General features: G+C 63.8%; 23 protein-coding genes. 12 read left to right on the top strand and 11 right to left on the bottom strand.

Annotated features, from left to right (window positions below):
* Positions 1-3 precede the first annotated feature (3 nt).
* The 11 genes from ACFWXH_RS29070 (at position 4) to phnN (ending at position 9,523) form a co-directional block, all read left to right on the top strand.
* Positions 4-1,113, top strand: a complete 1,110-nt coding sequence (locus tag ACFWXH_RS29070; protein ID WP_379124913.1) for a carbon-phosphorus lyase complex subunit PhnI — start codon at positions 4-6, stop codon at positions 1,111-1,113.
* Positions 1,110-1,985, top strand: a complete 876-nt coding sequence (locus ACFWXH_RS29075; RefSeq protein WP_379124914.1) for an alpha-D-ribose 1-methylphosphonate 5-phosphate C-P-lyase PhnJ — start codon at positions 1,110-1,112, stop codon at positions 1,983-1,985. The genes ACFWXH_RS29070 and ACFWXH_RS29075 overlap by 4 nt, the downstream gene beginning before the upstream one ends.
* A 53-nt stretch (positions 1,986-2,038) precedes the next feature.
* Entirely contained in the window at positions 2,039-2,797 is a 759-nt protein-coding gene (phnK, locus tag ACFWXH_RS29080; RefSeq protein WP_379124951.1) for a phosphonate C-P lyase system protein PhnK, read from the top strand.
* Between the two features lie 9 nt (positions 2,798-2,806).
* Entirely contained in the window at positions 2,807-3,514 is a 708-nt protein-coding gene (phnL, locus tag ACFWXH_RS29085) for a phosphonate C-P lyase system protein PhnL (RefSeq protein WP_379124915.1), read from the top strand.
* Positions 3,515-3,516: 2 nt separating this feature from the next.
* Positions 3,517-4,215, top strand: a complete 699-nt coding sequence (locus tag ACFWXH_RS29090; RefSeq protein ID WP_379124916.1) for a DapH/DapD/GlmU-related protein — start codon at positions 3,517-3,519, stop codon at positions 4,213-4,215.
* Between the two features lie 126 nt (positions 4,216-4,341).
* Positions 4,342-5,193 carry a phosphonate ABC transporter ATP-binding protein gene (phnC, locus tag ACFWXH_RS29095; RefSeq protein WP_054313555.1) on the top strand — a complete coding sequence of 284 codons (852 nt, stop codon included), beginning with the start codon at positions 4,342-4,344 and terminating at the stop codon, positions 5,191-5,193.
* Positions 5,194-5,219: 26 nt separating this feature from the next.
* Entirely contained in the window at positions 5,220-6,212 is a 993-nt protein-coding gene (phnD, locus tag ACFWXH_RS29100; protein ID WP_379124917.1) for a phosphonate ABC transporter substrate-binding protein, read from the top strand.
* Between the two features lie 76 nt (positions 6,213-6,288).
* Positions 6,289-7,107: a phosphonate ABC transporter, permease protein PhnE gene (phnE, locus tag ACFWXH_RS29105; protein ID WP_379124918.1), complete on the top strand. Its 819-nt coding sequence runs from the start codon at positions 6,289-6,291 to the stop codon at positions 7,105-7,107.
* Positions 7,107-7,814: a DUF1045 domain-containing protein gene (locus tag ACFWXH_RS29110; protein WP_379124952.1), complete on the top strand. Its 708-nt coding sequence runs from the start codon at positions 7,107-7,109 to the stop codon at positions 7,812-7,814. The genes phnE and ACFWXH_RS29110 overlap by 1 nt, the downstream gene beginning before the upstream one ends.
* Before the next feature lies 1 nt (position 7,815).
* Positions 7,816-8,955, top strand: coding sequence for an alpha-D-ribose 1-methylphosphonate 5-triphosphate diphosphatase (locus tag ACFWXH_RS29115; RefSeq protein WP_379124919.1), 1,140 nt, complete (start codon positions 7,816-7,818; stop codon positions 8,953-8,955).
* Positions 8,948-9,523 carry a phosphonate metabolism protein/1,5-bisphosphokinase (PRPP-forming) PhnN gene (gene phnN / locus ACFWXH_RS29120; RefSeq protein WP_379124920.1) on the top strand — a complete coding sequence of 192 codons (576 nt, stop codon included), beginning with the start codon at positions 8,948-8,950 and terminating at the stop codon, positions 9,521-9,523. The genes ACFWXH_RS29115 and phnN overlap by 8 nt, the downstream gene beginning before the upstream one ends.
* 15 nt (positions 9,524-9,538) lie before the next feature.
* Here the strand turns inward: phnN and ACFWXH_RS29125 are convergent, their stop codons facing one another.
* Positions 9,539-11,338 carry an FAD-binding protein gene (locus ACFWXH_RS29125; protein ID WP_379124921.1) on the bottom strand — a complete coding sequence of 600 codons (1,800 nt, stop codon included), beginning with the start codon at positions 11,336-11,338 and terminating at the stop codon, positions 9,539-9,541.
* Positions 11,339-11,526: 188 nt separating this feature from the next.
* Here ACFWXH_RS29125 and ACFWXH_RS29130 point away from each other — a divergent pair, with 188 nt between their 5' ends.
* Complete coding sequence (locus ACFWXH_RS29130) at positions 11,527-12,408, top strand: LytTR family DNA-binding domain-containing protein (protein WP_379124922.1); 882 nt, start codon at positions 11,527-11,529, stop codon at positions 12,406-12,408.
* Between the two features lie 8 nt (positions 12,409-12,416).
* Here the strand turns inward: ACFWXH_RS29130 and ureG are convergent, their stop codons facing one another.
* From ureG to ACFWXH_RS29180, 10 genes are all read right to left on the bottom strand, one after another.
* Complete coding sequence (ureG, locus tag ACFWXH_RS29135; RefSeq protein WP_379124923.1) at positions 12,417-13,055, bottom strand: urease accessory protein UreG; 639 nt, start codon at positions 13,053-13,055, stop codon at positions 12,417-12,419.
* The gene (locus ACFWXH_RS29140; RefSeq protein WP_379124953.1) at positions 13,052-13,771 is read right to left on the bottom strand and encodes an urease accessory protein UreF; all 720 of its coding nucleotides are present in this window, start codon (positions 13,769-13,771) and stop codon (positions 13,052-13,054) included. The genes ureG and ACFWXH_RS29140 overlap by 4 nt, the downstream gene beginning before the upstream one ends.
* Positions 13,710-14,228 (bottom strand): urease accessory protein UreE, encoded by a 519-nt coding sequence (gene ureE, locus ACFWXH_RS29145; RefSeq protein ID WP_379124924.1) that lies wholly within the window; start codon positions 14,226-14,228, stop codon positions 13,710-13,712. The genes ACFWXH_RS29140 and ureE overlap by 62 nt, the downstream gene beginning before the upstream one ends.
* A gap of 20 nt (positions 14,229-14,248) precedes the next feature.
* Positions 14,249-15,961: an urease subunit alpha gene (ureC, locus tag ACFWXH_RS29150; RefSeq protein ID WP_379124925.1), complete on the bottom strand. Its 1,713-nt coding sequence runs from the start codon at positions 15,959-15,961 to the stop codon at positions 14,249-14,251.
* 55 nt (positions 15,962-16,016) lie between these two features.
* The gene (locus ACFWXH_RS29155; protein ID WP_379124926.1) at positions 16,017-16,322 is read right to left on the bottom strand and encodes an urease subunit beta; all 306 of its coding nucleotides are present in this window, start codon (positions 16,320-16,322) and stop codon (positions 16,017-16,019) included.
* Positions 16,323-16,329: 7 nt separating this feature from the next.
* Entirely contained in the window at positions 16,330-16,920 is a 591-nt protein-coding gene (locus ACFWXH_RS29160) for a HupE/UreJ family protein (protein ID WP_379124927.1), read from the bottom strand.
* 33 nt (positions 16,921-16,953) lie between these two features.
* Positions 16,954-17,256 (bottom strand): urease subunit gamma, encoded by a 303-nt coding sequence (locus tag ACFWXH_RS29165; protein WP_054313566.1) that lies wholly within the window; start codon positions 17,254-17,256, stop codon positions 16,954-16,956.
* A 24-nt stretch (positions 17,257-17,280) separates the two neighbouring features.
* The gene (locus tag ACFWXH_RS29170) at positions 17,281-18,117 is read right to left on the bottom strand and encodes an urease accessory protein UreD (protein WP_379124928.1); all 837 of its coding nucleotides are present in this window, start codon (positions 18,115-18,117) and stop codon (positions 17,281-17,283) included.
* Positions 18,118-18,416: 299 nt separating this feature from the next.
* Positions 18,417-20,024, bottom strand: a complete 1,608-nt coding sequence (locus tag ACFWXH_RS29175) for a GMC family oxidoreductase (RefSeq protein WP_379124930.1) — start codon at positions 20,022-20,024, stop codon at positions 18,417-18,419.
* Positions 20,021-21,535: an FGGY-family carbohydrate kinase gene (locus ACFWXH_RS29180; protein ID WP_379124932.1), complete on the bottom strand. Its 1,515-nt coding sequence runs from the start codon at positions 21,533-21,535 to the stop codon at positions 20,021-20,023. The genes ACFWXH_RS29175 and ACFWXH_RS29180 overlap by 4 nt, the downstream gene beginning before the upstream one ends.
* Positions 21,536-21,580 lie beyond the last annotated feature (45 nt).

Genomic DNA, 21,580 nt, shown 5'->3' on the forward strand with positions numbered 1-21,580 from the left:
TCGATGTATGTTGCAGTCAAGGGCGGCGAGGTCGCCATCGACAATGCCCACCGCCTGCTGGCCGATCGCCGTCGCGGCGACAGGTCGGTGCCGGCACTGACGCTGGACCAGATCACCGAACAGCTCAGCATCGGCGTCGATCGGGTGATGAGCGAAGGTTCGCTTTATGATCACAGGCTGGCGGCGCTCGCCATCAAGCAAGCACGCGGCGACCTGATCGAGGCGATCTTCCTGGTGCGGGCCTATCGCACCACGCTGCCGCGCTTCGGCCACAGCGAGCCGGTCGACACCGGCGCCATGCTGGTCGAGCGGCGCGTGTCCGCCTGCTACAAGGACCTGCCTGGCGGCCAACTGCTCGGACCGACCTTCGACTACACCCACCGCCTGCTCGATGAAGAACTCGAAGGCGATCCGCAGATCGAGACAGGTGCGCAGCGCGGCGGTGTCCAGGAGCCGGTCATGCGCGTAGCCGACATTCTCGATCAGGAAGGATTGATCGAGGACGACGGCTTCATCGATCCGGCGCTTGAACCCGGCGACATCAACCAGACGCCGACGGAATTCCCGATGTCGCGCGCCATGCGGCTGCAGTCGCTGTCGCGCGGCGACGAGGGCTTTCTCCTCGCGCTCGGCTATTCGACGCAGCGCGGCTATGCGCGCAGCCATCCCTTCGTCGGCGAGGTCCGCATCGGGGAGGTTGATGTCGAGGTGTTCATGCCGGAACTCGGCTTTGCCGTGCCGGTCGGCCGTGTCCAGGTCACCGAATGCCAGATGGTCAACCAGTTCAAGGGCTCGGCCAAGGCACCGCCGCAATTCACGCGCGGCTATGGCCTCGTCTTCGGCCAGTCCGAGCGCAAGGCGATGGCGATGTCGCTGTGCGACCGCGCTTTGCGTGCCGAGGAGCTGGGCGAAGACCTGGTCGCGCCGCCGCAGGACCAGGAATTCGTCCTGTCGCATTGCGACAATGTTCAGGCCACAGGCTTCGTCGAACATCTGAAACTGCCGCACTATGTCGACTTCCAGGCTGAGCTTGGCCTGGTTCGCACCATGCGCGTCGAATACGAACAGCGCACCGGCGAGGCGGTTCTTGAAACAAGGGAGGCCGCCGAGTGAACGCGCACGCATCCAATTACAACTTCGCCTATCTGGACGAGCAGACCAAGCGCATGATCCGGCGTGCCATCCTCAAGGCGATCGCCGTGCCGGGCTACCAGGTGCCGTTCGCCAGCCGCGAAATGCCGATGCCTTATGGCTGGGGCACCGGCGGCGTGCAGGTGACCGCTTCGATCCTCGGACCCGACGATGTGCTGAAGGTCATCGACCAAGGCGCCGACGACACCACCAACGCGGTCTCTATCCGCAAGTTCTTCCAGAAGGTTGCGGGCGTCGAGACGACCACCAGCACCGAAGACGCGACGATCATCCAGACCCGCCACCGCATCCCCGAGGCGCCGCTGCAGGAAGGCCAGGTGCTGGTCTACCAGGTGCCGATCCCCGAACCGCTGCGTTTCCTGGAGCCGCGCGAGACGGAAACCCGCAAGATGCATGCGCTGGAGGAATACGGCCTCATGCACGTGAAGCTCTATGAGGACATCGCCAGGAACGGCCACATCGCCACCACCTATGCCTATCCGGTGAAGGTCGAGGGCCGCTACGTGATGGATCCGTCGCCGACGCCGAAGTTCGACAATCCGAAGATGCACATGTCGCCGGCGCTGCAGCTGTTCGGGGCCGGGCGCGAGAAGCGCATCTATGCAGTGCCGCCGCATACCGAGGTGATCAGTCTCGATTTCGAGGACCATCCTTTCGAGGTCCAGCGTTTCGACAAGCCCTGCGCGCTCTGCGGCGCAGAGCAGGTCTATCTCGACGAAGTCGTACTCGATGATCGCGGCGGGCGCATGTTCGTCTGTTCCGACACGCACCATTGCGAAAGCCGCCAGGCCGCGGGCCATCGCGGCGAGATGTCCGGTGAGGCCCTGTCATGACTGTTTCGGTGAGGATCGACCAAACCGGCTTCGAAACCACGGACCTGCCGCTGATGTCGGCCAGGTCGGTCAGCAAGCTTTATGGCCAGCGCATCGGCTGCGCTGATGTCGATTTCGACATCTGGCCTGGGGAGGTACTGGCGATCGTCGGCGAATCCGGTTCGGGCAAGACGACGCTGCTCAACTGCATTTCCACGCGCCTTGCCCCGACCACGGGAACTGTGTCCTACCGCATGCGTGACGGCGAAATGCGCGACCTCTACGGGTTGGGCGAAGCCGAGCGTCGCCTGCTGTTGCGCACGGACTGGGGTTTCGTCCACCAGAACCCGGCCGATGGCCTGCGCATGACGGTTTCGGCGGGCGCCAATGTCGGCGAGCGGCTGATGGCGGTTGGTGATCGCCATTACGGCAAGATCCGCGCCACTGCCACCGACTGGCTCGGCCGCGTCGAGATCGATGCCGACCGCATCGACGACCAGCCGCGCGCCTTCTCCGGCGGTATGCGCCAACGCCTGCAGATCGCGCGCAACCTGGTCACCGCGCCGCGCCTTGTCTTCATGGACGAACCGACCGGCGGCCTCGACGTTTCGGTTCAGGCACGCCTGCTCGACCTGCTGCGCGGCCTGGTTCACGATCTTGGCCTCGCCGTCATCATCGTCACGCACGATCTCGCCGTCGCGCGCCTGCTGTCGCACCGCATGATGGTGATGAAGGACGGCCGCGTGGTCGAACACGGTCTGACCGACCGTCTGCTCGACGATCCGCAGGCGCCTTACACGCAACTGCTCGTTTCTTCGATCCTGCAAGTCTGAGGCGCGATCATGGCTCCAGCTCTTACCGTTTCCGGTCTTGCCAAGACCTTCACCATGCATCTGCGCGGCGGCATCGAACTGCCGGTCATAGCGGACGCCACCTTTGTTCTCGACGGCGGAAAATGTGCCGTGCTCGGTGGCCCGTCCGGTGCCGGCAAAAGCTCCATCCTCAAGATGCTCTACGGCAACTACGCCGTGAACGAAGGTCGCATCGAGATCCTGCATCGCGGCGAGATGGTCGACCTGGCATCCGCCGCCCCGCGCACCGTGCTTGAGATCCGCCGCGAGACGATCGGCTATGTCAGCCAGTTCCTGCGTGTCGTGCCGCGTGTCAGCGCGCTCGACATCGTCGCCGAGCCGTTGGTCGAGCGCGGCACCGATCGCAAGACGGCAGCCGACAAGGCTCGCGAACTGTTGAGCCGTCTCAATCTGCCTGAGAGACTCTGGGCCCTGCCGCCTGCCACCTTCTCCGGCGGCGAGCAGCAGCGCGTCAACATCGCACGCGGCTTCATCACCAGCCATCCGGTGCTGCTGCTCGATGAGCCGACCGCGTCGCTCGATGCCACCAACCGGGCCGTCGTCGTCGAGATGATCGAAGAGAAGAAGCGAGCAGGGGTAGCTCTGCTCGGCATCTTCCACGATGCCGACGTGCGCAATGCGGTGGCCGACATCGTGATCGACGTCACCGGCTTCGCGCCGGACCGAAAGGCTGCCTGACCATGCCGCGTCTTTCCGAGACCCCGTTTATCGATCCGACCGCTCGCCTCGAGAACTGCACGCTCGGCCGCTACACGGAAGTTACCGAGGGCTGCCGTCTCACCGAGACCGAACTCGGCGACTACTCCTACATCATGCCGAACGGCCAGACCTGGTGCGTGACCATCGGCAAGTTCGCCAACATCGCCGCCTCCGTGCGCATCAACGCCACAAACCATCCGATGTCGCGCGCTACGTTGCATCATTTCACCTATCGCGCCGGCGACTATTTCGAGGACGCTGCGCATGAGGACGATTTCTTTGCCGCGCGCCGTGACAACCGTGTCGTGGTCGGCCACGACACCTGGATTGGCCACGGCGTCACCATCCTGCCAGGCGTGACGATCGGCGATGGTGCGGTCGTCGGTTCGGGTGCCGTCGTTACCAAGGATGTCGAGCCCTACACGATCGTCGCTGGTGTGCCGGCTAAGTTCATGCGCCGCCGCTTCGAACCGCAGGTTGCCGAGCGCATGCAGGCGCTGGCCTGGTGGGACTGGGATCACGCCAGCCTGCGCGCTGCTCTCGACGATTTCCGCAAGCTGAGCGCCGAGGCATTCCTCGAACGCTACGAAGACCGATCCGAAAGCACGATATCGGTGAATGGTCACACAGCTGACATGAACGGTACATCGGACCGTCATCGAGAAGCGATAACCGGGTAACGATTTCCGGCTGGGCGTCGCGGCCTTGCCGGTCGCGGTCGCATGCCCGGACAGCCGAGCAACACGCGTCCATCGACGACCACTCAATTGGTACCAGGGCTCAAGCCCAAACCAGGGAGCGATTTCATGAACGCCATCACCATCCGCAATTTGTCGAAGAATTTCGGCAAGAAGCGCGCACTCGACAACGTCAGCCTGGACATCGCCAAAGGCGAGATGGTTGCGCTGATCGGCGCTTCCGGCTCCGGCAAGAGCACGCTGCTGCGTCACATCTGCGGGTTGGAGACCGGACAGACGGGCTCCAGCACGATCGATATCTTCGGCGCCAGCCTGCAGAATAATGGCCGGCTGTCGGGCGGCGCCCGTGGTCTCCGGCGCAACATCGGCGTGATCTTCCAGCAGTTCAACCTGGTCAGCCGGCTGTCCGTGCTGTCCAACGTGCTGATCGGCAACCTCGGCCGCATTCCGGTGTGGCGCGGCACGCTCGGCCTGTTCAGCGCCGAGGAAAAGCGGCTCGCCCGCGAGGCGCTGGCCAAGGTCGGTATCCCGGAGGTGGCCTGGCAGCGTGCATCGACATTGTCGGGCGGCCAGCAGCAGCGCGCGGCGATCGCGCGTACGCTGGTGCAGCGCTCCAACATCCTGCTCGCCGACGAGCCGATCGCATCGCTCGATCCGTCTTCCGCGCGCCGCGTCATGGAAGTGCTGGCCGGCGTCAACCGCGAGGACGGCATCACCTGCGTGGTGTCGCTGCACCAGGTGGAATATGCGCGTCGTTATTGCCCGCGCACCATCGCCTTGAAGGACGGACGTGTCGTGTTCGACGGCCCGTCCTCCAGGCTCACCCACAGAACCCTGATCGAACTCTACGGCTCGAATTCCGAGGAGTTGATCCTGCCCGAGGCTGTTCCGGATTTCGTCCCCGAATACCCGGAACCTGCAACTGCCAAGAACCCGGACATGGCGCCGGCCTTCGCCTGAACAGAAAACCAACAGGAGACGTTGACATGAACGCTATGCTCAAGGCCATCGCCGCCACGGCGATCGCCTTCACCCTCACCGGTGCAGCCTATGCCGAGGAGATCAACTTCGGCATCATCTCGACCGAGTCCCAGCAGAACCTCAAGCCCAAGTGGGAGCCCTTCCTCGCCGACATGAAGAAGGAAACCGGCCTCGACGTGAAGCCGTTCTTCGCTTCGGACTATGCCGGTGTCATCGAGGGCATGCGTTTCGGCAAGGTGCAGATGGCCTGGTACGGCAACAAGTCGGCCATGGAAGCCGTTGATCGCGCCGACGGCGAGATATTCGCCCAGACCGTCTCCGTCGACGGCAATCCCGGCTACTGGTCGCTGATCCTGGCTCCGAAGGACAGCAAGCTGAACACCGTCGAAGACCTGCTGAAGTGCGACAAGACCCTGAACTTCGGCCTCGGCGATCCGAACTCGACGTCGGGCTATCTGGTGCCGACCACCTTCGTCTTCGCAGCCAACAAGGTAGACCCGAAGAACTGCTTCAAGGCTGTCACCAACGCCAACCACGAGACCAACGCCATGGCCGTTGCCAATGGCCAGCTCGACGCGGCCGCCAACAACACCGAAAACATGGCCCTCATCGAGAAGAACCAGCCGGAAGCCTTTGCCAAGATCAAGGTGATCTGGAAGTCGCCGCTGATTCCGTCCGATCCGATCGTCTGGCGCAAGGATCTGCCGCAGGAAAGCAAGGACAAGCTGAAGAACTTCATCCTGACCTACGGCACCGACAAGTCGAAGGGTGACGTCGCCAAGGAAAAGGAAATCCTGGCCGGCCTGCAGTGGGCGCCGTTCCGCGCCTCGGACAATGAGCAGCTGCTCCCGATCCGCGTGATGGAGCTGGCCAAGGCCCAGGCCAAGATTGAAGCCGACGCCAACCTCTCCGAGGCCGACAAGAAGGCCAAAATCGAGAAGATCGAAGCCGAGAAGGCCGGCTACGAAGCCAAGATCAAGGCCAAGGGCCAGAGCTGATCCGCTTCAGCCCAACGCCGTCTCACCAAAACATGCCGGGCGGATCAGCGCCCGGCATAGCCCAGCGAGCAGGACGATGACCCAAACGACGCATATCGGTGAAACCGCAAAGCCACGTCCTGAGATCGGGCGCGACTGGACCCGCGATGCCTGGACCGCCGTTACCTGGATCGGCCTGGTCCTGCTTCTGATCTGGAGCTGGGCGCCGGCCGAGATGTTTCGCTGGACCTATCTCTTCACCGATGCCGGCAACATGGCGCAATATGCCTCCGGCTTCTCGCATCCGAATTTCGGAGAGTGGCGCTACTACCTGCAGGAGATGCTGGTCACCATCCAGATCGCGCTGTGGGGCACGTTCCTGGCGGCTGTTCTGGCGGTGCCGTTCGGCATCCTGTCGGCTTCCAACATGGCGCCCTGGTACATCGTCCAGCCGGTGCGCCGTCTGATGGACCTGTTCCGCTCCATCCATGAACTCGTCTATGCCGTGCTGTTCGTCGTCGCCGTCGGCCTCGGGCCGTTCGCCGGCGTCATGGCGCTGTTCATCCACACCACCGGTATCCTGGCCAAGCTGTTTTCCGAAGCCGTCGAGGCAATCGACCCGCGCCCCGTCGAGGCGATCCGCGCCACTGGCGCGACGCGCCTGCAGGAAGTGGTCTTCGGCGTGGTGCCGCAGGTGCTGCCACTATGGATGTCCTATGCGCTCTACCGCTTTGAATCCAACGTTCGCGCCGCCACCGTGCTTGGCGTCATCGGTGCCGGCGGCATCGGCCAAGTGCTGTTCGAGTCGATCCGTGGCTTCTACTATCCTGAAGCCGCCGCAATGCTCATCATCATGCTGGTGACTGTGTCGTTGATCGACGTCATCTCGCAGCAATTGCGAAAGCTGTTCCTGTGATGCGCTACGCGGTCTATTTCACGCCTTCCGAGGACGATCCGCTGACCAGGGCGGCCTCCAACTGGCTCGGTCGCGATGCCTTTTCGGGCGAACTGCTTGCTGCACCGTCATTCGACGGTTTGCCGGCTGAGGAAATCTCCAGGCTGACGGGCCAGCCGCGCCGCTACGGCTTCCACGCCACCATCGTCGCTCCGTTCCGGCTCGCCGATGGCGTTGGCCTCGCCGAACTCGAGGAGAGTTTCGACCGCTTCTGCGCCAAGACGACTCCATTCTTCATCGAAGGCCTGCGGGTCGGGCAACTGGGCTCCTTCCTGGCGCTGTTGCCGACCGAAACGGAATATCAGCTTTCCGCCTTTGCCGCCGATGCCGTCCTGCATTTCGCGCCGGTGCGTGCAGCACTCACCGAAGCCGAGATCGAGCGCCGCGATCCTTCGAAGCTCACCACACGCCAGGCCGCCTATCTCAGGCGCCATGGCTATCCTTTCGTGATGGATGAGTTCCGTTTCCACATGACGCTGAGCGAGCGTCTGCCGGGGGAAATACTGGCGCGTGTGCAGCCGGCGCTGGAGCGCCGCTTCGAGGCGTTCACGGGGCGGCCATTCCCCATCGACGGCCTTGCCCTGTTTATCGAACGCGAGCCCGGCGCGCCCTTCACCGTGCATTCCTATCGGCCGCTACGGCCACTCGAAGCCAGAAAGTCTGCCTGAGATGTCCCGAGAGATCGTCCTTAATAATGCCCGCGTCGTCCTCGAGGACGAGATCGTCAACGGATCGATCCTGTTCCGTGACGGCAGGATCGCAGCGATCGACAGCGGTGCGGCAGCAACCGGCGAGGACTGCGAGGGTGACTATGTGGTCCCCGGCCTCGTCGAACTTCACACCGACCATCTCGAGGCCCACTATTCGCCGCGCCCCGGCGTGCGCTGGGATTCGATCGCTGCCCTGCAGGCGCATGATGCACAGGTGGTGGCTTCCGGTATCACCACTGTCTTCGATTGCCTGCGCCTGGGCTCCGACGAGGACGGTGGCTTCCAGAAGGGCGAGATGCGGTCGATCGCCGACGCCATCGAGGTTGCTGTCTCGGAGGACCGGCTGCGTGCCAGCCACCTTATCCATTTGCGCTGCGAGGTTTCGGCGGCTGACGTGCTCGACCATTATGACGACTTCCGGACAGACGGTTTCGTGCGGCTTGCCTCGCTGATGGACCATGCGCCCGGCCAGCGCCAGTTCCAGACGCTGGATCAATACGCGCTCTACTACAAGGCCAAGCGCGGGTTGGACGATGCGGCTTTCGAGCGCTTCATGGCCAAGCGTATCGCCGCTTCGCAGAAATACTCCGCAACGCACCGAAAGAGTATCGTCGAGGCTTGCAGCGAGCGCGGCATCGCGCTCGCCAGCCATGACGATGCGACGGTCGAGCATGTCGAGGAATCGATTGCTTTCGGCGTCAAGCTGGCTGAGTTCCCGACCAGCATGGAAGCTGCAAAGGCCTCGCACGAGGCTGGCATCTCGGTGATGATGGGCGCCCCCAACATCGTGCGCGGCAAGTCGCATTCCGGCAACATCGCGGCACGAGAACTCTCCGAAGCCGGCGTGCTCGACGTGCTGTCGTCCGACTATGTGCCGTTCAGCCTGATCCAGGCGCCGTTCATCCTGGCCGATGGATTGCAAGGCAGGCCGCTCAACGAGACGATCAAGCTGGTCACCGCCGCTCCGGCGCGCACGGTCGGCCTCACCGATCGCGGCCGCATCGCGCCGGGCCTGCGCGGCGATGTCGTGCGCGTGCGCCACACCAAGGGTGTCCCGGTCGTGCGCTCCGTCTGGCGGGAGGGCCGTCGCGTTGCCTGATGCTGTGAGGCTGCAAGGCACGCTCGTCGTCGTGGTCGGCCCGAGCGGCGCCGGCAAGGACAGCGTGATCGGCTATGCCCGCGAGCGCTTGGCTACGCGGAGCGACATCTTGTTCGTGCGCCGTATCATCACGCGTGAGGCGACGGCGGATGCCGAGGACCACGACAGCTTGAGCGACGTCGCGTTTGCGGAAGCGCAGCGGGAGGGGCGCTTCGCGGTGAGCTGGCAGGCGAACGGGCTGAGCTATGCCTTGCCGCGCAGCGTCATGGACCATGTCGGCCGTGGCGACACGGCGATCGCCAATGGGTCACGCGGGGCGATCGAGGACATTCGTGCGGCCTTTGCCAATGTCATCGTGGTCGGGCTGACCGCCAGGCCGGAGATCCTTGCGGCCAGGCTTTCGGCGCGCGGGCGGGAAACGGCCGAAGAGATCGGTCGCCGCGTCGAGCGGGGCCTGAAGCTCGGCGCCTACGGCCAGGACATCACCATCGACAACAGCGCCGAACTCCAGACTGCCGGCGAGGCGCTGATCTCGATCATCACCGGTCGGCTGTCGCTGGCGTCGTAACGGGCATGACAATCGTCAGGGCCGTCTCACAAAACCGTCGGCGCTCCAGCGTTCGCTGCCGACGCCGTGATGGCTGATGAAAAGCCCGTCCGCATCGTAGCGATCCTTTACGGCGAGCAGCCGTGGGTAGTTGGCTCCCCAGAACGCCTCCCGCCAGCGTTCTTCGAAGAAATTGCTTTCGGCGATGTAGGAGCTGGGACCTGGGACGAGGTGCTCGACTTCATCCATCGCCTTGCGGATAGCCTCTACGTCTCTTTGCGCCCGTGCGGGGTCGGGCTTGTGGCCGGGTATCCCCGGATAGGCGGGTGGCCCTTCGGCAGCACTGATCAGAAGCGCGAAAGCATCCAGCATGCCAGGATTGATTGCGGTATCTCGCGCCTTTTCGATGGCTTCAGCCGAGGCTCCGGCAAGACCTTTGTTGGTGTGCAACGAGATGCTCCAATGGCGGCTTGCCGCAAACAGCATCTCGACCAGTGCCTGTCGCTGCTCTTGTTCTAGGAGGGAGGCAGGCAGCCAGGCCGATTGATACCCATGCAGCACCTGGCCGGCCTCCTCCAGATTGCCGGCCCAGAACATGTTGTCGGCCGAGGCTCCAGGACGGTCGTCGAACAGCACGACGCCCGGGACTTTTTCGAGGAAATGCGGGTCCCAGAAATGGCGGGCCGGAGCGGCGATGAGGTCAGGACCGGCCTCCAACTGGAAATCCTCTTTTTCTTCTTTCAACCAACTGACGAAAGGCCGCCAAACCACCTCAGCCTGCCACTGGTCGAGTCCTTGGAACAGCATGTTGATGGCAAGCACATTGTTGGGACGAAAAATGATCTGCTCGCCCCAGTTCGGGTTGAACAGGGCGTCCGCATAGAAGTCCGTGATGCGAGCGATCAGCCGTTTGTAAGTCTCGTCCGAACTCGCCTGGACCGTCATCGATACGACGCCGAAAAACTCCGGCAGGGCATACGTGCGCAAGGTCAGTCGTGTCACGACACCGAAGCTGCCGCCGCCCTTAATTGCCCAGTACAGGTCGGGATGGGTACAGGCGTTGGCGATCCTGACCTGACCGTCGGCGGTCACCACTTCCGCTTCCAGGAGGCTGGCCGCGGCGAGCCCATAGGCCTTGGAAAAACTGCCGAAGCCGCCGCTCTGGATCAGGCCGGCGACGCCGACTGTCAGGCAGCCGCCGCCTTGCACGTAGCGGCCGGTCTTGGTGGTGACTTCGTTATAGGCCTTGCCCCACAACACGCCCGCGCCAACCGAAACGGCAGGGGTCGGCTGTTGGCCATCGCAACCCGACGGCACGAAGGCGTCGTGGATGGACACGGAATCCATATGGCGCGTCCAGATCAGCAGTGAGTCCGCAGCATTGGACGTGCCTTGATAGCTGTGGCCGCCACCCTTGATCACCAGCCGCAGATTGTGGTGGCGGGCGAAATTGACGGCGGCCACCACATCTGCGGTCGAACGCGCGGCGACCGCATAGGCGCTGGGTCGCGACGTCCAGGCGTCAACCCAGCCGAGCGTCTGGGTAAGCGCCGGGTCGTCACCGAGGAAGAAGGGGTTGTGAAGGTTCTTCCAGAACTTTGCACAATCGGCACCATCCGGTGAGCGAACGCAGGCATCGAAGGGGGACGCCAGTTTCACAAGTTGGCCGCCAACGTCCTGGCGAAGTTTTTCCCACGCCTGCTGCGAGGGCCAGCCGGCGTCACCGGGGCGAACCCTGCCTGGTGGCTGCACGGAACCCGCGGAGGCATCACACCATCCGCCCAGGGCGATGGGAGCTGTCGCCGCCATCATCTGCAGGAAATCCCGTCTGTTCATGCCCGTCGTCTCCACGCCAGTTGCGAGCGGAAGGGCTACAGCGGATGGCTTGCCGCAGGAAACAGGCCGGGGATGAGACTTGGCCCGGTGGGACGAACGGCGGTAGCGAAACTGCGTCCAGGGACGAGCGGCGGTTTTCCAGGGATCACCGTCGAACATCCGCCTTTTCCAGTTCGAGCTGGTCGGGCATGATCACAGCCATGATGGAGCAGCCCGCTGACCGGATTGGCCTCGATCGCCGCATCCTGTTGCGGGTGCTGCTGCTGGCCACGGCCTTTCTGGCTGTCATTGCTTTCGTCAACGCCACGACATTGAACACCGACGCCGTACGCAACGGACGCGCCTTGGATGCTCGCATCCCCTGGATCCAGGAATATTCGAGCGCGATGGTGATCGCGGCGTTGGTGCCGCTGGTGGCGTTGTGGGAACGGCGCTTTCGGCTCGTAGTGCCTGGTTTGCCACGCGCGCTTGCTGCCCATGTCGTCGGCAGCATCGTATTTTCGGCGCTGCATGTCGCCGGGATGGTTCTGCTGCGCAAAGTCATCTTCGCCGTCGTCCTGGGACAGGCTTATGACTTCTTCGATGAGCCGCTGACAGATCTTGCGTATGAATATCGCAAGGACGCGCTGACCTATGCCTTGATCCTTCTGATGCTGACTCTGGTGCGCGGCATCGAATTCAATCGCCACCAGTCTAGGCGGGGTGGACCCGTTGCAGCGGCACGCCTGACGTTGAAATCAGGTGGCCGCACCATCCTTCTCGATGCGCCTGCGATCGAGTGGGCGCGCGCTGCCGCCAACTATGTCGAGGTGCACGCCAGGGGCAGAACGCATCTCGTTCGTATCAGCCTCTCCGCACTGGAGGCTCAACTGAAAGAAGCTGGCATCGATGCCGTTCGCGTGCACCGCTCCTGGATCGTCAATCGCGCGAAGATCGTCGAGATCGTACCGCTGGGTGATGGCGATGTGCGCATCCGGACCAGCGAGGGCTCGGAGATCAGGGGATCGCGGCGCTACCGGCACCTGCTCGATGCGGCAGATGTCGGGAATCCGGATGCTCGCATGGCCTGATCCGCACCTCAGGCCGAGAGCCTCGTCGTTTCCTCACCCAGGCCACCATGCTCGACGATGAAGTCCACAACCTCCTGCAGGCCCTTGCCGCGATAGAGGTCGGTGAAAACGAACGGGCGTTTGCCGCGCATCCTGAATGCATCGGCTTCCATCACATCGAGATCGACATGGACATGAGGAGCGAGGTCGCTCTTGTTGATCACCAGGAAATCGGAACGTGTGATGCCCGGACCGCCCTTGCGCGGGATCTCCTCACCCTGACAGACCGAGATGACGTAAAGCGTCAGGTCGGCAAGGTCGGGCGAAAAGGTGGCTGCAAGATTGTCGCCGCCCGATTCGATGAAGACGATGTCGAGATCGGGAAAACGCCGGTTCATCTCGGCGATTGCCTGCAGATTGATGGACGCGTCCTCGCGGATTGCCGTGTGCGGACAGCCGCCGGTCTCCACGCCCATGATGCGGTCTTCCGGCAATGCCTGGTGCCTTGCCAGGATCAGCGCATCCTCGCGCGTGTAGATATCGTTGGTCACGACCGCGATCGAATAGCGGTCACGCAGTGCCTTGCAGAGCTTTTCGGTCAGCGTCGTCTTGCCGGAACCGACAGGTCCGCCGATGCCGACGCGCAGAGGGCCGTTTTTCTGTGTCATGAGCGAAAAAGCCTCGAGTGCAGGGTTTCGTGTTTGATAGCCATGACCTCGCCGAGGAAGGTCGCCGAGCCGAGATCGTCCAGGGACGCGTGCGCGGCGCGTCGTGCGGTATCGAGGACAACGGGTTCCAGCCTGGCCATCAGTGCCGTGACGCCGCTTTGGCCGGTTACCGAGAGGCGGATCGAAGCCTGCATCTGGTTGAGCGTGAAAGCCTGTAGGAACGCGGTGAGTGTGCTGGTCAGCGCGATGTCATGGTCGCCGGCGATGGCACCGACGGCGACCGGATAGGCGCAGGGACGCGGCAGGCGCTGCAAGGCTGCGGAAGGCCAGCTTTGCGCGGCGTCCAGAAAGGCCGAACCCTGCGACTGGCTTTCCAGATGGCGTTCACGGCCCCCGGCCAGGGCTTCCGCCAATGCTGCGATATCGGTGAGGTCGCAATCCTCACGCGACAGTCGCCAGCTTTCGGCAAGCAGCAGCGCGTCGTTCCAGGCCGATCCGCGTTCGACAAGATCGCTCAGCCAGGCTTCCAGGCTGCCGGTGTCGACGACCAGCCCGTCATGCACCGCCTGTTCGAGACCATGGCTGTAGCTGTAGGAGCCGACCGGGAAGACCGGCGAGAGCCACGCCAGCAGCCGGAGCAGGGCCTGGCTGGGGTCAATTGTGGTGGTGGTCATGGTCTCCACCCTGACGATGACCACGGTGATCGTGGTCATCATGGTCATCATGATGGTGATGATGCCCACCCGAATAGGCCCCGCGCAGCGGGCTGAAGATGGCGTCGATCTCGTGGACACTTGCCCCTAGGCCTTCGAGCATCGCCTTGATGACATGGTCGCGCAGGATCAGGATGCGGTCGCTTTCGATCTGAGCGGCGAGGTGCCGGTTGCCGATATGCCAGGCGAGTTCCGCTATATGCAGTGCGTCGCGCCCACCGATCTCCAGCAGAGGCTCGCGCGCCGCCCGGATTTCGATCTGGCGGCCGTCTTCCGTCAGCAGCCTGTCGCCATGTTCCAGCACCACCGGTTCGGCGAAATCAGCCAGCAGCTTTTCGCCGCTTGCCAGCAGGATGAGTTTGCGGCGCAGATGCCGTTCGTCGCGCTCCAGCACGGCATGATCGGCAGGTGGCCGCTGACTGTGCGCCTCGTCGGCGCGGATGATCTCGATGGCCCGCATGGTGGGCTCTCCTTCGGCTCTCAGAACAGGAAATAGCGCTGTGCCAGCGCCACGGTTTCCGCCGGCGGGCACGTCAGCAGCCTGCCGTCGGCACGCACCTCATAGGTCTCGGGGTCGACTTCCATGACCGGCATCGCGTCGTTCAGAACCATCGAGTGCTTGCCGATCCCGCCTCGCGTATTGGCGACCGCCACCATCTGTTTTTCGACGCCGATCTTCTCGCGCAGGCCTGATGCCAGCGCGGCCTGCGACACGAAAGTCACCGAGCTTGCGCTGCGCGCCTTGCCGAAGGCACCGAACATCGGCCTGAAATGCACCGGTTGCGGCGTCGAGATGGAGCCATTCGGGTCTCCCATCGGCACCGTCGCGATCATCCCGCCGAGCAGGACCATGTCGGGCTTCACCCCGAAGAAGGCCGGACTCCACAGCGCGAGGTCGGCGCGCTTGCCGATCTCGATGGAGCCGACTTCATGCGCGATGCCGTGAGAGATGGCCGGATTGATGGTGTATTTGGCGACATAGCGGCGGACGCGGAAATTGTCGTTGCCCGCGTCATCCTCTGCGAGAGAACCACGCTGACGTTTCATCTTGTCGGCGGTTTGCCAGCAGCGGATCACCATCTCGCCGACGCGTCCCATCGCCTGGCTATCGGAGGAAATGATCGAGAACGCGCCCATGTCGTGCAGGATATCTTCGGCCGCGATCGTTTCCTTTCGGATGCGGCTTTCAGCGAAGGCGATGTCTTCGGGGATCGACGGCGACAAATGATGGCAGACCATCAGCATATCGAGATGTTCGGCCACGGTATTGATCGTATAGGGTCGCGTCGGGGTCGTCGAAGCCGGAAGAACATTGGGATACTGGCAGACGCGGATGATATCGGGCGCATGGCCGCCGCCGGCGCCCTCGGTGTGAAAGGAGTGGATCGTTCGGCCCTTGAACGCCGCAATCGTGTCCTCGACGAAGCCGCTCTCGTTCAGCGTGTCGGTGTGGATGCCAACCTGCACGTCGAAGCGATCGGCGACGGCCAGGCAGTTGTCGATGGCCGCGGGCGTGGTGCCCCAGTCCTCATGCAACTTCAGGCCGCAGGCACCGCCGAGCACCATCTCCTCGAGCGCGCCGGGCAGGGAGGCGTTGCCCTTGCCGAACAAGCCGATGTTCATCGGCATGCCGTCGAAAGCCTGGATCATGCGTGCGAGGTGCCACGGGCCCGGCGTGCAGGTGGTGGCGAGCGTTCCGTGCGCCGGTCCGGTGCCGCCGCCGATCATGCAGGTGACGCCTGAAGTCAGGGCTTCTTCCATCTGCTGCGGCGAGATGAAATGGATGTGGCTGTCGATGGCGCCGGCGGTCAGGATCCGCCCTTCGCCGGCGATGATTTCCGTGCCCGGCCCGATGACGATGGTGACGCCGGGCTGGGTGTCGGGATTGCCCGCCTTGCCGATCGCGGCGATGCGCCCATCCAGCAGCCCGACATCGGCTTTGTAGATGCCTGTGTGATCGATGATCAGCGCGTTGGTGATCACGGTGTCCATGGCGCCCTCGGCGCGCGAGATCTGGCTTTGGCCCATGCCGTCGCGGATCACCTTGCCGCCGCCGAATTTCACTTCCTCGCCATAGGTCGTGAAATCCCTCTCCACTTCGATGAAGAGTTCCGTATCGGCCAGCCGCACCTTGTCGCCGGTCGTCGGACCGTACATCTGCGCATAGGTGGCGCGGCTTATCCTTGCTGGCATCGAACGTCTCCGTCGAAGGATGTCTGTTGCGGAGGCCGGTGAACCGGCCGCAAGTTTACAGTTTTCCCATCACCATCTGGCGAAAGCCGTAGATGGTGCGTTCACCGCGGAAGGGGACCAGCGATACGTCGCGTTCCTGTCCCGGTTCGAACCGAACCGCTGTGCCGGCAGCAATGTCCAGCCGCAGCCCCCGCGTCTTTTCACGGTCAAAGCGCAAAGCCGCGTTGACCTCGAAGAAGTGATAGTGGCTGCCGACCTGGATCGGCCGGTCGCCTGTATTTGCGACCTTGAGGACGAAGGCCTCAGTCGTCTGGTTCAGCTCGATATCGCCGTCCGGCGTGATGATTTCTCCTGGGATCATCACGTCCTCACCCGGTGATGGCCAGCGCGATGCCGGCGAGCGCTGTCGCGCCTCCCGCAATGCGCATTGCCACAAGCGCCTTGTCGCGCGCGCCCAGGCGGCCAAGGCCGAGGCCGATCAGGATGCCGGCGCCATGGAGCAGGGCAGTCGATATCGCAAACCCGGCGGCATAGGAGGCGAATGCCGCGGCGCCGATCTCGGCGCCATGCGCGTGGCCGTGGAAGAAGGCAAAGAAGCCGACGATGACCGCGCCTGCTGCCGCCGGCACCCGCAGCGCCAGCGCGACGAGCAGGCCGAGCACCACCACCGAGGCCAGGATCATCGGCTCCACGAACGGCAAGGATATGCCGGAGAAACCGGCGGCAAAACCCAGCAGCATCACGCCGACAAACGCCGCCGGTACCACGAACAATGCTCGCCCGCCGAGCATCGCCGCCCACAGGCCCACTGCCACCATGGCGAGGATGTGGTCAGGACCGGACAGCGGATGGCTGAAGCCGGCAGCGAAGGAGCCGTGTTCGGCAGGGTTGAGATGGGCGAAAGCCGGGCTTGCCGCCAGGCTGAGCGCGATCGTGGTCAATATTGTCGTCTTCTTCATCACAGTCGTCTCTCTCTTGGCTCGGCTCGCTTTTCAACGGATCGGTTCGTGCACGGTCACCAGCTTGGTGCCGTCCGGGAATGTCGCCTCGACCTGCACGTTGTGGATCATCTCCGCCACGCCCTCCATCACCTGGGCGCGGGAGATGACATGCGCGCCAGCTTCCATAAGATCGGCGACGGAACGTCCGTCGCGCGCGCCCTCGACGAGGAAGTCGGAAATCAGCGCGATCGCCTCCGGGTGGTTGAGCTTGACGCCTCGTTCCAGCCGGCGGCGCGCGACCATCGCCGCCATGGCGACCAAGAGTTTGTCCTTCTCCCGAGGCGTCAGATTCATGGTTCAACCGGACCGTTCGTTGTTCTAGATCGACCAAACTTTAGGCAGAGACTGCCCATTCAGTAATCGCAGGAGTGGTACAATTCGCTTGCGCAGGCCGTAGCTGTCCGGCGCGTGAAGCCTTGCCAGCAACTTGTCGACGCCGCCAACTTGCCAGGTGCTGACCGCACCATCCTTGCCGACGATCGCACGCGCCGCGTCCAGAGGGCGCCCGGCCTCGGGGCCTGCCAGCAACACCGTTGCCAGGGCGCGCTGGCCACCGGCTATGGCTGCGCGGCCCAGTTGCGCGCCGAGGTCCGGGCCAAGCCGGAAATCCTCGGCATGGATCGGTCGTCCATCGACGCGGATCCGCCAGCGGTCATGGAAACGCGTTTCCGTCACGATCTCTCCCATCGCCTGCCGCCCGAACACCACGGCTTCCACCAGCAGCACGGTAGCGCTCCCGTCCATGTCGACCTCCAGCCGCCGTGACAGGGCCGAACGGTCGAACAGGATCGTCTCTTGTGGAAGCCAAGCAAGATGCGTGCCTTTTTCGGCGGTCAGCCGCGTTTCGACGACGGCTGCACTTTCAGGCGACCTGTAGATGCGCTCGCAGGCCTGGGTGGTGATGACTGCCGACGTGTCTTCGCATGCCCGGACGGTCCAGTTCAGGCGATCACCGCCGGTCAGCCCGCCGGCGGTGTTGATGAGGATGGCTTCGAACGGGTCGCACGTCACCCGCGGCATGCGGATCTTTGCGCAGCCCTCCTGGAAGAGGCGGGCGATGCGCGATCGACCGTGTCGCTGTTCCACCTGGATGCTGCCGTGCCCCACGGCGCGTTGCGGGCCAAGCTCCGCCAGGCTTTCGTTCTTCGTCAGCATGCGCGCCCACCCGTCCGGCCTTGTCGCATGACCTCGAAAATCGGCATCGATTTTCGGAAAGGCAGGGTGGCATGCGCCACCCTGGGTGGCTTGCGCCACCCGTCATGCGCAAAATCAAAGTGCTAGAGCGACCTTTGCGCGTCCAAGGACGCGCGGCGCTCTAGAGCATTTTGTAGCCAAGTGGAATCACTTGGCGTTACAAAAATGCGACTAAAACAAAACTTAGAGCGTTTCCGCGTTTCCGTGAAAAACGGAAACGCTCTAGTTGCATGCCACTTTAAGAGAGTGCGAGGACTTGTCTACCGATCCTGCAGGATCATCTCCGACGCCTTCTCGGCGATCATGATGACGGGCGAATTCGTGTTGCCGGAGACGATCGTCGGCATGATGGAGGCGTCGACGACGCGCAGGCTGCCGAGGCCGTGTACGCGCAACCGGTCATCGACCACCGCCATGTCGTCCGAGCCCATCTTGCAGGTGCCGACAGGATGGAAGATCGTCGTGGCGATATCGCCCACCTTGCGCACCAGATCGTCCCGGTCGGTGATCTGTGGCCCTGGCAGCATCTCCTGCGGCTCGAACCGCGCGATCGCCTTGGCCTTCATCAGCCGGCGCGCGTGTTCGATCGAGGCGACCGCGACATGCCGGTCGCCTTCCGTCGACAGATAGTTCGGCCGGATCTTCGCTGCCGCTTTCGGATCGGTGCTTTCCATATGCACTGTTCCACGGCTTTCTGGCCGCAGGTTGCAGACCGAGACCGTCACCGCCGGGAAACGATGCAGCGGTTCGCCCAGCCGATCAGTACTGAGAGGCTGCACGTGATATTCGAGATCCGGCGTGGCAAGCCTGCTGTCGGAGCGGGCGAAGATGCCGAGCTGGCTCGGCGCCATCGACAGCGGGCCGCTGCGCCACAGCGCATATTCCGCGCCCATGGCGGCGCGTCGCACGAGGTTGTGGTAGCGCTGGTTCAGCGTGTCGGCGTTCTTGACCTTGAACACGGTGCGGATCTGCAGATGGTCCTGCAGGTTCTCGCCGACGCCGGGCAAAGCGTGCCGTGCTTCGACACCCAGGTCGGACAGGAGGTCCGGTCGGCCGACGCCGGACAGCTCGAGGATCTTCGGCGAGTTGATGGCGCCGGCTGCCAGGATCGTTTCTGCAGCCTTGGCGAACTGCAGCTTGCCTTCATGACGGAAGACCACGCCGGTGACGCGGCGCCCGTCGAAGGCAAGCCGCTCGGTTTCGGCGCCGGTCAGCACGCGCAGGTTGGGGCGGTTGACGATGCCGCGCAGGAACGCCTTGGAGGTGTTCCAGCGCACGCCTTTCTTCTGGTTGACCTCGAAATAGCCGGAACCTTCATTGGTGCCGCTGTTGAAGTCTTCGGTACGCGGAATGCCGAGTTCTTCCGCCGCATCGCGGAAGGCGTCGAGGATCGGCCAGGACAGCCGCTGCTTTTCCACTCGCCACTCGCCACCGGCGCCGTGCATGGCGCTTTTGCCGCCGTGATGGTCTTCCGACTTGCGGAAATAGGGCAGCACGTCGTCCCAGCCCCAGCCGCCATTGCCGGCCTGGCGCCAGCCGTCATAGTCGGCGGCCTGGCCGCGCATGTAGATCATGCCGTTGATGGACGAGCAGCCACCCAGCACCTTGCCGCGCGGATAGTTTAGGCTGCGTCCGTTGAGGCCGGCATCCGGCTCGGTCTTCATCAGCCAGTCGGTGCGCGGATTGCCCATGCAATAAAGATAGCCGATCGGGATATCGACCCAGTGATACCGGTCGCTGCCGCCGGCTTCGAGCAGAAGCACCTTGTTGCGCGGGTCGGCCGACAGGCGGTTCGCCAGCACGCAGCCGGCAGAGCCCGCGCCAACGATCACGAAGTCGAATTCGCCGAAGGAAGCGGGTTCGGTCACGGCTGCGCCTGCATCTTGGCAATGCGTTCCCACATTGGGCCCATCGCCTGGTTGATCTCGCCATAGAGTTGGTAGCGCGCAGCATAGGCGGGAGCAATTGCGCCATTGGGCGAATAATGCCGCGCGGCCGAGGTCATCGCCGCGGCACCTGTTGCGAAGTCGGTGAAGATGCCGACACCGGTGCCGGCGACGATCGCTGCACCCAAGGCGCCTGTCTCGCGACTCCTCGCCACGGTGACGGGCACGCCGAGCACATCGGCGAAGATCTGGGCCCAGACGCCGCTGCGCGAGCCGCCGCCAGACAATACCGCCTCATCGAAATGCGCTCCGGCCCGGTAAAGTGTCTCGACATGGCGCTTGTGTTCGAAGGCAACGCCCTCGAACAGGGCTCTCAGCATATGCGCGCGGCCATGCCAGCCGGCGATGCCATAGAATCCGGCGCGTGCGCGCCCGTTCTGCTGCGAGCCGTACAGGAAGGGGTGGTAGATCGGCACGTCGCCGGCCGGGTCGACGGAAGCGACCAGCTCGCTGGCGTGTTCGAACGGCGATTTTCCATCGCTGGCTTCGTGTTCCAGGAATTCACGTGCGATCCATTCGAGATTGGCCGCCGAGGTGGCACTGGATTCGATCGCCAGGTAACGCTGTGGATCGAAGGTCGACAGCATGAAGATCGACGGGTCGCGGATCGGCTCGTCGGTGATGACCTGGTTGATGCTCCAAGTGCCGGCGATGATCGAGGCCGCGCCCGTGCCGGTCACGCCCGAGCCGATGGCGCTCGCCACCACGTCGAACAGGCCGGCGATCACCGGCGTTCCGGCTTTCAGCCCTGTCAGCGCTGCCACCTGTGCCGTGACATGGCCGGCGATCTCCGCGGACTCCAGTGCCGGTGGCAACAGGTCCATGCAGTCGTCGAGACCGTAGGCGGCTAGCAGGCCATGCTCGTAGCGGCGCGCCGGCATGGTGAGCAGGCCGCAGCCCGACATGTCGGTGGTGTCGCTCGAGCGCGCGCCGGTCAGCCGGTTGACGACGAAGTCCTTGCACAGGAACACGGTGCCGATGCGTTGGAACAGCTCCGGGGCGAAACGCTTGATCCAGGCAAGCAGTGTCGGTGTCTGCGCAGCCCAGGGCCGCTGCAGGCAATGGGGATAGGTGCGGTCGCCGACATTGGCTTGCGCCCACTCAGCGACGATGCCGACCCCGCGCGTGTCGAGCGACTGGATGCCGATCAGCGGCGCCCCGTCACGGTCCAGCGCGTAGAGGCCGTTGCCGTGTCCGGCGCAGCCGATCGCGACGATGTCGCCCGCATCGATGCCGGCCTGCTCGATGCAGCGGCGGATCACCGTGACGGCATTGGCCCAGAGTTCATTAAGATCGCGTTCGACATGGCCGGGCTTCGGCATCGATGAGCGGCCGTCGAGCGCGGCAACCGCCAGCTCCCGGCCATCCGTGCCGAAGATGATGGCCTTGATGACGGTGTTGCCGGCATCAAGGCCCAGTATGTAGCTAGCCATCGGCTCCTCCCGAAGTGTTCCCTTCTCCCACAAGGGGAGAAGGGA

Source organism: Mesorhizobium sp. NPDC059054 (assembly GCF_042739215.1).
GTDB lineage: Bacteria > Pseudomonadota > Alphaproteobacteria > Rhizobiales > Rhizobiaceae > Mesorhizobium.

Coding starts and splice junctions, on each gene's coding strand:
- ACFWXH_RS29070 (WP_379124913.1), top strand. CDS start 4: ATGTATGTTGCAGTCAAGGGCGGCGAGGTCGCCATCGACAATGCCCAC.
- phnK (WP_379124951.1), top strand. CDS start 2,039: ATGTCGGCCAGGTCGGTCAGCAAGCTTTATGGCCAGCGCATCGGCTGC.
- phnL (WP_379124915.1), top strand. CDS start 2,807: ATGGCTCCAGCTCTTACCGTTTCCGGTCTTGCCAAGACCTTCACCATG.
- ACFWXH_RS29090 (WP_379124916.1), top strand. CDS start 3,517: ATGCCGCGTCTTTCCGAGACCCCGTTTATCGATCCGACCGCTCGCCTC.
- phnC (WP_054313555.1), top strand. CDS start 4,342: ATGAACGCCATCACCATCCGCAATTTGTCGAAGAATTTCGGCAAGAAG.
- phnD (WP_379124917.1), top strand. CDS start 5,220: ATGAACGCTATGCTCAAGGCCATCGCCGCCACGGCGATCGCCTTCACC.
- phnE (WP_379124918.1), top strand. CDS start 6,289: ATGACCCAAACGACGCATATCGGTGAAACCGCAAAGCCACGTCCTGAG.
- ACFWXH_RS29110 (WP_379124952.1), top strand. CDS start 7,107: ATGCGCTACGCGGTCTATTTCACGCCTTCCGAGGACGATCCGCTGACC.
- ACFWXH_RS29115 (WP_379124919.1), top strand. CDS start 7,816: ATGTCCCGAGAGATCGTCCTTAATAATGCCCGCGTCGTCCTCGAGGAC.
- ACFWXH_RS29125 (WP_379124921.1), bottom strand. CDS start 11,338: ATGAACAGACGGGATTTCCTGCAGATGATGGCGGCGACAGCTCCCATC.
- ACFWXH_RS29130 (WP_379124922.1), top strand. CDS start 11,527: ATGATCACAGCCATGATGGAGCAGCCCGCTGACCGGATTGGCCTCGAT.
- ureG (WP_379124923.1), bottom strand. CDS start 13,055: ATGACACAGAAAAACGGCCCTCTGCGCGTCGGCATCGGCGGACCTGTC.
- ACFWXH_RS29140 (WP_379124953.1), bottom strand. CDS start 13,771: ATGATGACCACGATCACCGTGGTCATCGTCAGGGTGGAGACCATGACC.
- ureE (WP_379124924.1), bottom strand. CDS start 14,228: ATGCGGGCCATCGAGATCATCCGCGCCGACGAGGCGCACAGTCAGCGG.
- ureC (WP_379124925.1), bottom strand. CDS start 15,961: ATGCCAGCAAGGATAAGCCGCGCCACCTATGCGCAGATGTACGGTCCG.
- ACFWXH_RS29155 (WP_379124926.1), bottom strand. CDS start 16,322: ATGATCCCAGGAGAAATCATCACGCCGGACGGCGATATCGAGCTGAAC.
- ACFWXH_RS29160 (WP_379124927.1), bottom strand. CDS start 16,920: ATGAAGAAGACGACAATATTGACCACGATCGCGCTCAGCCTGGCGGCA.
- ACFWXH_RS29165 (WP_054313566.1), bottom strand. CDS start 17,256: ATGAATCTGACGCCTCGGGAGAAGGACAAACTCTTGGTCGCCATGGCG.
- ACFWXH_RS29170 (WP_379124928.1), bottom strand. CDS start 18,117: ATGCTGACGAAGAACGAAAGCCTGGCGGAGCTTGGCCCGCAACGCGCC.
- ACFWXH_RS29180 (WP_379124932.1), bottom strand. CDS start 21,535: ATGGCTAGCTACATACTGGGCCTTGATGCCGGCAACACCGTCATCAAG.